Source organism: Hyella patelloides LEGE 07179 (assembly GCF_900659865.1).
Taxonomy (GTDB): domain Bacteria; phylum Cyanobacteriota; class Cyanobacteriia; order Cyanobacteriales; family Xenococcaceae; genus Hyella; species Hyella patelloides.
On record NZ_LR214022.1, the window covers coordinates 1 to 10409 of the forward strand.

Annotated in this window: 9 protein-coding genes; 4 read left to right on the forward strand and 5 right to left on the reverse strand. The window is 36.0% G+C overall.

Annotation, left to right across the window (positions count from 1 at the left end; all coding sequences use genetic code 11):
• Window positions 1-40: 40 nt before the first annotated feature.
• From H1P_RS26750 to H1P_RS26765, 4 genes are all read right to left on the reverse strand, one after another.
• Entirely contained in the window at window positions 41-688 is a 648-nt protein-coding gene (locus tag H1P_RS26750) for a 7-cyano-7-deazaguanine synthase (protein ID WP_222427256.1), read from the reverse strand.
• A gap of 73 nt (window positions 689-761) precedes the next feature.
• Window positions 762-1343, reverse strand: a complete 582-nt coding sequence (locus H1P_RS26755; RefSeq protein WP_144873387.1) for a hypothetical protein — start codon at window positions 1341-1343, stop codon at window positions 762-764.
• On the reverse strand, window positions 1343-2104 hold the full coding sequence (locus H1P_RS26760; RefSeq protein ID WP_246141968.1) for a P-loop NTPase family protein: 762 nt from the start codon (window positions 2102-2104) through the stop codon (window positions 1343-1345). The genes H1P_RS26755 and H1P_RS26760 overlap by 1 nt, the downstream gene beginning before the upstream one ends.
• A gap of 3 nt (window positions 2105-2107) precedes the next feature.
• Entirely contained in the window at window positions 2108-2497 is a 390-nt protein-coding gene (locus tag H1P_RS26765; RefSeq protein WP_144873384.1) for a hypothetical protein, read from the reverse strand.
• A 325-nt stretch (window positions 2498-2822) separates the two neighbouring features.
• Between H1P_RS26765 and mobF the strand changes: the two genes are divergently transcribed.
• Window positions 2823-5711 (forward strand): MobF family relaxase, encoded by a 2889-nt coding sequence (mobF, locus tag H1P_RS26770; RefSeq protein WP_144873381.1) that lies wholly within the window; start codon window positions 2823-2825, stop codon window positions 5709-5711.
• Window positions 5708-7267 carry a type IV secretion system DNA-binding domain-containing protein gene (locus H1P_RS26775; RefSeq protein WP_144873380.1) on the forward strand — a complete coding sequence of 520 codons (1560 nt, stop codon included), beginning with the start codon at window positions 5708-5710 and terminating at the stop codon, window positions 7265-7267. The genes mobF and H1P_RS26775 overlap by 4 nt, the downstream gene beginning before the upstream one ends.
• 89 nt (window positions 7268-7356) lie before the next feature.
• On the opposite strand, the gene H1P_RS26780 is transcribed toward H1P_RS26775, so the two are convergent.
• Window positions 7357-8946 (reverse strand): pentapeptide repeat-containing protein, encoded by a 1590-nt coding sequence (locus tag H1P_RS26780; protein ID WP_144873377.1) that lies wholly within the window; start codon window positions 8944-8946, stop codon window positions 7357-7359.
• Between the two features lie 399 nt (window positions 8947-9345).
• Between H1P_RS26780 and H1P_RS26785 the strand changes: the two genes are divergently transcribed.
• Both H1P_RS26785 and H1P_RS26790 read left to right on the forward strand, forming a co-directional pair.
• Window positions 9346-9642, forward strand: coding sequence for a hypothetical protein (locus H1P_RS26785; RefSeq protein WP_144873374.1), 297 nt, complete (start codon window positions 9346-9348; stop codon window positions 9640-9642).
• Between the two features lie 98 nt (window positions 9643-9740).
• Window positions 9741-10400: a MarR family transcriptional regulator gene (locus H1P_RS26790; protein ID WP_186376159.1), complete on the forward strand. Its 660-nt coding sequence runs from the start codon at window positions 9741-9743 to the stop codon at window positions 10398-10400.
• The last annotated feature ends 9 nt before the right edge of the window (window positions 10401-10409 follow it).

The window sequence follows — 10409 nt, forward strand, 5'->3', positions numbered from 1 at the left end:
TGAGACATCAACGATAGGGATATTGCGAATTTGGCATATTTCATCTAATTGCATCTAGCATCCTCCTATTAATACAAGAAGGACATTCTCCACAAGGGCGATCGCTTTGACGCTCGCAGCTAAATGTCCTCCTATTAATACAAGAAGGACATTCTCCACAAGGGCGATCGCTTTGACGCTCGCAGCTAAATGTAATTTCCACAGGAACTTTATTTTTATGGCAATACTTATATATGTCTTGTTTGGTGAAATCTAGAAATGGAGCTTCAATTTGAACTGTACCTCCAAAGTAACCATCAAAAAGATGTTGAATATCCTGTAAAAATTCAGGGGAGCAATCATAATAAGGCGTTCCTGAATGAATGCCCAAAGATAAAATACCTTGTTTAGCGGAAAAGGTACTGGCAGCAGCCATTAATAAAGTCGCATTTCGGCAATAATATTCACCTTTGGCGTGGCTAATTTTCATACCTAAATCGATAGAAGAAATAGAAATTTGATAGTATTCTGCCAAAGCATTTACTGAGCGTCGCTCGCCAGCTAAACTAGGTTGACCATAATTAAAGTGAATTCCATTGATATTTGCTCTTCTTGACTGATAAAAATTGATTAAAGCTGCGGAATCTGTTCCACCTCCAATCAATAAATAAATCTTGATTTGTGATTTATCTAAAATTTGGGAATCCAATTTGCCTAGTCAGATATACAAACATCACTGTTGTAACAATTTTCAGATGTTTTGTCATACATCAATAATATTGTTAGCTCAACAGTAGGGAAATTACTAGCCACCCCACTAACGCCATAATAGGAACGATCCAAGCAATAATAACTGATTTAAAAGCAAACTTCCTCGCATTTTCAGTCTGCATCAACATCTGCTTCTGTTTCGTTAACAACACAGTAGTAGAATTTACCAACCCCGTAGAAATAGTCTGTAAATTATGATTTTCTTTTGCCAAACCTTCAATGACTTCAACTAACTTCCACTCCAAATTATCTTGCTTTTTCTCGATACCAGACAATTGACTTTCTAACTGCTGTGTCATTCCACGAGCAGTTTTAATAAATTGATTGCTGTAAGATAAAGCCGATTCTTCTAACTCCATCTTCGCCTTAACTATCTTCTCACCAGAAGCACCTAAAACTTCAACAGCAGCCAAATTCTGCGCTACACAAAAGTAAAAATCAAACAACTCATTATCCAGAAAATACTGATTATTACTCAACCATTGATAAACTCGCTGACGAATCTTTATTTCTTCATTTTGTAATCGTTCATCTATCAACTTTTTCAACTGACTTTGCTGTTGAGGTAAAGTTGGCTTCTTCAAATAGCTCACTAATTCAACCTCAGACTTTCAACATTAAAACTCGCATCATTCAAGACAGTATAAGTTCTTCGTAAATATCCCCTCAATCCAGCCAATTGAGCCGTACTAAACTCAGAATATCTTCTCGCTTCCGTAAAACTAAGAGCATTCTTATACACAGTTGTCGCAGTATCTAGCCTCAACTTAGGCAGGTCAATAACCTTCAAATTGTATTTGCCGATCAACTCAGGAGTAATAAACAAATTGAAACTTTCCCAATCTTCGCAGCGTCCTAAATTTCTAACTAATATGTGTTGAACGTTATCTTCAAGAAACTCCAGAGTTCTGAGAAATCCTTCATAACATTCAGTCGAATCATCCAGTACATACCAATTCTGAATCTTTACACCCAAATCTTTAGATGCTTCTAAAATATCGCTAGCAGTTAACCAATGATTAAATGCTTCTTCTACATTTCCTGGCAAATCAACTAACACTAATTTCTCTAAAGCCAAATCTAGAATTTTATCTGGTATTTTGAGATTTCTATCTAACTCACTAAAGCGAGTCGGTAGAGCAAACTCTGGATACGCTTTTAAAAAACTCTCCTGTCTATCTGCATCCACTGCATAGAAATCTAAATCCGATTCTAAGCAGTAAGCAGCCTTTAATTTAGAGAGTAATGTCTTACCAACACCTCCTTTCTTACAATTAGAAATTTGAATACCTGGACGAGTCGGAATGATCTTAGAGTCTGATTCTGTCTGTTTGGTTTTAACTTTCATAATCATGGTTTATTTCTGAGCAAATAACTTATCGATTGCCGATTGTTTGACATCAGTTTGAGATGATGAAACAAGAACTTCGGCTTTATTCTCTTCTGGCTTTTCTGAAGGCAAAACCGAATCAACCGTCTCAGATATTTCTCCTGCTTCCTTATCTAATTGACGGCGATACTCAGTGTGATATTGCTTTAAAGTAGCAGCACTAATTTTGACTCCCGTTTCTGTAATCGATTGAGCCAAGTCATCATATTCACATCCTCTAGCCAATGCCGATTCAATTTTCAAATGCAATTTGGCAACTAACTTTCTTAAATATCCTGGTTGATTGGCTTTATTTTTCGTCTTATCAATCTTTTTAGCAATCGCTTTTTCAATGGGACTTAATTCTGACTGATTCATTTCTCATTCAATGCAGTTACTCTTTGATTATTGTGCCAAATATTTCGCTCTTTATGTAATTTATTTTTTGGAAAAAGATGCACTTTCAGTGAGATACATCTGATTTTAGATAGCAAATAATATACTAATTTAATTCCCACACCTAATGCACCCTCAGTGCGAACAAAATAAATAACTATCTATTTTTAAATAAATAACAAATAGAGAAGTTTGGGTATTTTTAGGTATTAACATTAAGATGTATTAAATTGCTTTTTAAAGGTAGTTATTAACTAATCAGAAATGTCACTATAAAACTGAAATAATTAAAAGAAATAAGTTAACTATGGTTTGCTCGATTGGTAAACTATACGCCAAAGTTAATGACTATGCTCAAGATAATTACTACACCAAAGATGCAGGATTAGAAAATAGTCAATGGTATGGAAACGGAGCAAAAATATTAGGACTTGAAGGTCAGGTTTTAACTGAAGATTACAACCGAGCCTATCATGGAATTAATAATAAAGGCTTCCCCTTACGCCAAAGACAATCGGGGAAAAAAGCCAATCCAGGTAGAGATATTACTTTATCCGCTCCCAAGTCAGTTTCTCTCTTGGGATTGGTTAAAGAAGATAAACAAGTAATTGAAGCTCATCAAACAGCAGTTAAACATACTCTCGAATATATAGAGCAGAACTGTATTTTTACCAGAACGGGAAAAGGAGGAGCTAATCGCCAACAAACAGATAATGTAATGGTTGCCATTTTTCAACACGATGATAACCGCAATCAAGACCCCCAACTTCACAGCCATTGCGTGATTTTCAATCAGACAAGAGGAGAAGATAGCAAATGGCGGGCGATGGATAATCGAGAACTATACCAACAGAAGATGACTATTGGTATGGTTTACCATCACGAGTTAGGAAGAGAACTGAAAAAGTTAGGTTACGAACTGACTTGGAATCGAGACGGAACTTTTGAAGTTTATGGTTATACACCAGAACAAATTAAGGCATTTAGCACCCGACGACAAGAGATAGAAAGTGCGGTGGGCAAAGATGCCAGTGCAGCTAAAAAAGCGCGAGCTTGTACAAGTACTCGTAGAGGCAAAGTACATCAAGCTGTAGAAGAAAGAGAAGGGATAAAAAAACTATGGCGAGAGAAAGCCGAATCCAATCGTATCAATCACCCTCAACCCAAATATGGCAATAGAAAACAACTTCTAAACTTACAAAACCAGCAAGAATTACTAACTGAAGCAATTACTGTAACGAGTGAAAAACAAGTCGCTTTTCCCAGACATATTTTGTTCAAAGAGTTACTGAGACAGTCTCAAGGCAACTTCAATTTAAAGGATTTACAACGAGAATTAAATAATAATCAAAGTCTGATTAAAACTAACGACGGACGCTTAACAACTCTAACCGCCATCAAAAGGGAAAAACAGATTATTCATCTGGCTCAAAGTGGCATGAATATACATCATCATCTTGCTAGTACTGAAACCGCACAAAAACAAGCCAAACAATTCAAACTAAACAAAGCTCAAACCGATGCTCTAATTAATTTCGTCACTAACAAAGATTCAGTAATACTCTGTCAGGGAGATGCGGGAGTTGGTAAAACCTACACCGTCAAAGCACTCAAAAAAACTATTTATCACAATATTTCAATGCGGGGTTTAGCTCCTTCTGCTGCTGCTGCCACTCAATTACAGCAAGGAACGGATATTCCCTGTCAAACCTTAGATGCTTATCTTAATATCCCGATAAAGTCTCTGACGAAAAACGAGTTAATTGTCGTAGATGAAGCAGGGATGATTAGTAGTAGCCAAATGAAAAACTTGCTGGAAAGAGTAAAACAAACTAACTCTCGTATCTTGCTCATTGGCGATACTAAACAACTGGCTGCGGTTCAAGCGGGTTTTCCTTTCAAACTACTGCAAGAGCAAACCAAACTGCCTACTATCCAAATCGATGAAAATGTCAGACAACAGAATATCAATCTCAAACAAGTCGTCGATTTACTAGCAGCAGGAGAAATCGAGAGAGGATATCAAAAGCTACAAGCCAATGACAGTATCAAACAAATGCCAATTGATAGCTTGAGAAGAGATGCTGTAGTTACCGATTATTTGCAACGAGACGAAAAAACACGACTACAGACATTAGTTTTAGCGGGAACGAACGTCGAAAAAGAAGCCATCACCAATCAAATACGTCAAGGCTTAATACAACAAGAAAAACTGGGTCAGAATTCCCAGCAAATCCCAATCTTAAAATCCAAAGACTTAGATAGATTCAGTCTTACTCAAGCGAGTAATTACCAAATAGGAGATGTGATTAAGTTTCGTCGCAACTCCGCCAAGTTTTCTCAAGAACTTTACTATCGAGTTGATGAAGTGGACTTAAAAAAAGGCATTGTAAAACTGAGAGACAGGTATGACAGTACTGAAATTCTAGAACTCAATCGCTACAAAGACAGGGAGGTATTTCAATCTCAAACTCGCGAACTACGTTCTGGCGAACAAATGAAATTTACCCGCAACCAATATCAGAATAAACAAAAGCAAATTAACGGACAACATTTTACAGTCATCGGCTTTAAAGATAATGGACAGATAGTCATTAAAACCAAAGGTAAAACTCAATCAATCACTCCAGACTCACTACTCTACTCCGATTATCGCTATGGGGATACAGTTCATAGCAGTCAAGGGAAAACAGCCAATTACTGTATTTATGCTGCGGGTTCGGGTAATTCTCTCACTGTAGGAAAAGAAAGTTTCTATGTCGCTGCTTCGAGAGCCAGACAGGAATTTACAGTTTACACCGCTAGTTCTAAAGCTTTAGGCGTTTCTGTAAACAAATCTAGAGGACAAGAAAACGCTCTTCCCCTAATAACTACACAAAAACCATCGAGAAATTCTGAATTTAAACTGCTCGTTGCTGCTAAATATTTAGTCGAGCATCAAGGAAAATTCAACCTTCAAAATCCTCAAGAAAAAACCTATCAGTCTTTAGATGGTACAGAAATCAGACGCAATAAAAACTATCTCACAATCAAGCAACAAGAAAAGGAACTCAAGTTCAATCGAGATAACACAACTGTTAACAATACTTTTTCCGCCACACAAATCAATTATCAAATCCAAGCCAGAACGAACGAGATGCAGCAACATCTTCAACTCAATAAAGCTAAAACTCAAAATCGGTCAATAAGCAGATGAAAAATCAAAAAAAACAGACAAATGATTCTCCTCTAGGAATAATTTTTATTCTGCCAATACTTTTCTTGCTTCTTTGGCACGTTAAAAATCCGCAAATTTCTCTGGTATTGATGGAACAGCCCAGATTAATCTTGCCCTACTTAATCGAACAATTTGGATATCTCAAGCTAATCCTTGGCATAGTAGGAATCGGTTCATTCTTGTGGCTGATACATATTAGTTCTCGTAATAATAATACTGGTGTTCTACGAGGCGCAAAAGTAGTACCCAATAGGCAACTCAAAGCCACATTAAAAAAAGAACCAAAACTTAAAAATCAACCCCAACTACAACTAGCAGGAATGCCAATCCCCGCCAAATATGAAAATAGGGGATTCTTTATGATTGGTTCTCCTGGGAGTGGTAAAACTCAAGCCATCAGTCAAATGGTAGCTATTCTCAAGCAGAGAACTGACTTTCGGGGGATTATCTTCGACAGAGGAGGGGAAATGTTAGCCAAATTCTACGACCCCAGAAAAGACCTTATTTTCAATCCATTTGATGCTCGTAGTTGTCACTGGTCGCATTATCACGAGCCAGCTAGACCAGAAACTATGGCAGCAGGTTTAATTCCTCTAGAATCAACGAAAGAGCCTTTTTTCTCTATTGCAGCCAGAGCAGTTCTCGCAGAATTATTTCGTCAAACTAAAAGTAATCAGGAGTTATTTGAGCTACTACAAGGTGATGAGACAGTTTTAAGCTCATTTCTTTCAGGTACTCTAGCTGCTAGATATTTGGGAGAAGAAAAAGTTTCGACTTCTGTACTTTCTACTGTCGCCAACTACTGTGAATTTTACTCCTCTTTAACTCAACCGCAGAATAAAGCACTGAGTTTTTATAGTTGGGGTGCGAGTGATAGCCCCCGATGGATTTTTATTACTCTCAGAGAAAATGACACGGAGTTATTAAAACCTCTGTATAGTCTGATTTTTGAGTTGATGCTTAAGGGTTTGCTCTCCAACGAAGAAAGAAACAGGAAAACTGCGATTGTGATTGATGAATTGGGTGCTTTAAATCAGCTACCTAGTCTCAATCGCTTACTCAGTGAAAGTCGAAAGTTTCTAGGCTGTCCAATATTAGGAACTCAAACCGAAGCTCAGATTACGAAGATTTATGGTCGCGAAGACACCAGAATTATCTTACAGGGAACGAAAACTAAGTTAATTCTAAATTGTGCTGACCCTCAAACAGCAGAAACAATGGCAAAGATTATTGGTAAACAGGAGTCAGTTTATGTGACTAATAATCGCAGTCGTAGTATTCAAAAAGGTGGCAGAAATAGAACTTTTAGTGAGAACGAGCAGTTAAGAGAAAGCTATGCTGTTTTTCCTTCTGAATTACAAGATTTACCAGACCTTAATGGCTATTTTAAGATTGCGGGTTTACCTGCTGCTAAAGTTAAAGTGAAGATTAAAAAGTTTCAGAATAGAGCTAAACGTTTTGTGGCTTCTTCAAATAAGCAAGATGAAACTATTCAGCAACAGTGGCAGCTATTTCAAGAACCTAAAATTGATTAAGTGAAAACATTAATTCAGACGAACTAACTATATCAAAAAATTTTCGTTAGTTCTCAATCAAAATTAGTGAGAGTGTCAGAAACAATTATTTATGTTATCTCAGTAGAAGAATTTTTTAACTCTTCTACTGCTATTTGAATATCTTTGCAATTATTTTTACTCAAACTGGAGTTAACAATCTGCCATTTATCCTCAACAGGTTTTACTCTCATTAATTCAATTTGAGCCTCAGAGTTAGATTGGAGAATAATTTCTTGTTCTGTTCTGATTAGAGTATACTTTGGACTAACAAGTTTATCGCTTTCCATAAAGTCGAGCATCTTAACAATCATTGGTGTTGCCAAGTTAACTCGCTCTTGCTGATTTTTTTCTTCAAATTGCACCATTTTTTTTAGTAGTTCAATATCCTTAGAATTAAGATTACTTTCAAGCAAATCGCCAGTTATTGTTAAAATTATTCTAGGTTCTGCTTCTTCAGATGTTAGAAAACGCCTTTTTTTATAATTAGGAATAACTCTTACAAATAAATCGTTATTATTTTTTCTGATTTCATAATAAGGGATTTCTTCATCTTTTTCTTCAATATTATTATAAACTTGAAAGCCGTACGTGTGACTATACTCACTGTATTTGTCAATTAGGACATTAGCTAAATTAACAGCTTCTTCTTCCATTTGATAAATCCGAAAAAATTTCTTAATCAAAGTCGAGTTATGGCGTTGTAAACAAATAATTGGTGCTAGTGATATGTCATTAATAGGAATACCTTCTGAACCACTAGCTGAAACATATATGTTGTTCTGTTTAATTCCAGCAAAATTAGTTCCTAAAAAAGAAACACCGTAAACAAAGCAATTGCTAAGAATTGCTTTTTCTAGAGATGCTTCATTTAAATTAGCTTCTCTAAAGTTTATGGATGATAATTTAGAGTTACTTAAATGAACTTTACTTAAAATAGCTCTTGAAAAATTGATTTTATTTAAATTTATGCCTTGTAAATAGGAATTTTCTAAGTTAGCTTCTACAAAATCAGAATACTGAATCGAAGCCTTACTTAAATTAGCTTCTCGAAAAATTGCCCGATTAAAACTTGTATCCGAAGCAACTAAATTTTTTAGATTGGCTTTTGTTAGATTAGCTTCCCTAAAACTACTTTCTTTAAATTCCGCTTTTTCTAGATTAGCCTCTATTAAACTCGCACGATACAGAGATGTAAGAGTCCCGTAACAACCTGCTAAATTAGCGTTATCTAGATCGTATCCTTCCAAATTCATATCTGTTAGCGAAATACCCGATAATTGAGGAATTACATCATGGTTTTTTTCTCTCCATTTATTCCAAGCTTTTGCTCCTTTTTTTAACAAGGCTAAATGCCTTTTATTATGAGTTAGGGTTTTATTTTCTACATTCAGACCTTTAATATCTGCTGAAGGTTTTTTAATAAGTTCAGAAAGTTCTTCAACAGAAAGATTAAGTAAAAAAGCCAATTTAGGAAAATGTACTTCATCTGGCTTTTGTTCGCCTTTCTCCCAACGTGCAATCGTAGATTGGGTTACTGAAGGCTCAAGAAGCTTCCCGAAAGAAGCTTGAGTCAAATTGTTTGTCTTTCTAATTTTCTTTATTAATTCTCCTAAAAGCTGATTTGATAAGGGCTGAGTTAATTCAAAATCGCCTGTCACAATTTGCTAGAAATATGTATTTAGACCCCTAACACTATAGCAAAGAATCCTCTTTTCGACATATATCTTTAAAAATATTTACTTTTATGCGCAACTATTGCGCATATTTTGTTTAATTTTTATCATTTTTTATTTATATATTAAGCATTTTATTTTTAGTATGCGCTTATCTGTGGTATCTTTGGAGAAGAAACGATATAAAAGCAAAAGAGCCGAGACACATAGGGTTCACCTGGGAAAGTGAAAAAGCCCTTCAACGCTCGACTCTCTAGTAACAGCTTTCGCTGTGCCATCTATATTTTACTCGACCGCAGTGAAATATATTGTTGTTTGGCTAAAGCTAGTTTCGGAGAGTCATAGTTTGTATCTCGGCACTCTACAAATCAGAGGAACAACAATATGACAAGTTTCAACGTGCCACAGGGTTTAGCTTTCGGAAACTGGATTAGAAAAAAAGAAGCTGCTAAGATTATAGGAATGTCTACTCATACTCTTAAGCTCTATCGAAAGAAGCACTGGACAGAAAATATTCATTTTCTGTATCTGAATTCACGCACTATCCGTTACAACGAGAGCTTGTTAAGAGACTGGATTGCCAATCGTTATTGTTCCAAAGCACATCAAAGAGCAATTGAATTCTATTTAGCTTCCTTGCTTTCCAATCAGCAGAAAAAACGCGGTCGTAAATCTAAATAGATTGATCGCAAATTTGACAGCCTAAAACTCAAGTGCCTCTAGAAATCAAGAATTTAGAGGCACAGCTTCGCTACACCTTAAATTTAGAATTAATCATCATGACTCAAACTAAGATTCAGGGAAAGTTTTATCCTCTCAAAAGTGATGAATGGTTAGAGAGTATCAAGCAGCTAACTTTTTCTGAGCTTAAAATTCTCTACTACGTAAGAGCCCTCGATCCTTATAACAAAGGCATAAATTTAACACCCGCACAGATTGCTAAGGATTTATCTACTGAGGATTCTCAGATGCATCGCTCTACTGTTGGCAGAGCTTTAAAGTCTCTAGAAAAAAAGGGTTTTCTGAAAATGGAACTACTTCAAGTTCGTATTAAAGTTAATCCTCAAGGATTTCTCTCAGAAGAAAAAACAGCAGATGTTGTGACCACACAACGAAATTGCGAGCAGACAACACATGATGCGTCACCGCAACAGAATGTGCCTCCACACAACATTGAGTGCAGCCAGGCAACAAAATGTGCGCCCACGCAACAATCATCGGCTGAAAATCAATCTGAGCTAGGGTTTCAAATCTCTAAGACTCTTAAGACTTATTTAGACTTTAAAGACTCTCTCTCAGAAGAGGAGAGAGAAAAATTTTTACTATTTGTCAAAGAGCAAATTAAAGATTTTGCTCGACCCATTAACGATTTGGAAGCTTGGTTAGCCAGTAATACGAAATCCGATTATAAAAGACCTGATATAATTCTCAAAAAGTAACCCAAAAAA

What these genes read in the sequence shown, in the direction of transcription:
- H1P_RS26765 (WP_144873384.1), bottom strand. Translation starts at nt 2,497, where the DNA reads ATGAATCAGTCAGAATTAAGTCCCATTGAAAAAGCGATTGCTAAAAAG.
- H1P_RS26775 (WP_144873380.1), top strand. Translation starts at nt 5,708, where the DNA reads ATGAAAAATCAAAAAAAACAGACAAATGATTCTCCTCTAGGAATAATT.
- H1P_RS26760 (WP_246141968.1), bottom strand. Translation starts at nt 2,104, where the DNA reads ATGATTATGAAAGTTAAAACCAAACAGACAGAATCAGACTCTAAGATC.
- mobF (WP_144873381.1), top strand. Translation starts at nt 2,823, where the DNA reads ATGGTTTGCTCGATTGGTAAACTATACGCCAAAGTTAATGACTATGCT.
- H1P_RS26790 (WP_186376159.1), top strand. Translation starts at nt 9,741, where the DNA reads ATGACTCAAACTAAGATTCAGGGAAAGTTTTATCCTCTCAAAAGTGAT.
- H1P_RS26785 (WP_144873374.1), top strand. Translation starts at nt 9,346, where the DNA reads ATGACAAGTTTCAACGTGCCACAGGGTTTAGCTTTCGGAAACTGGATT.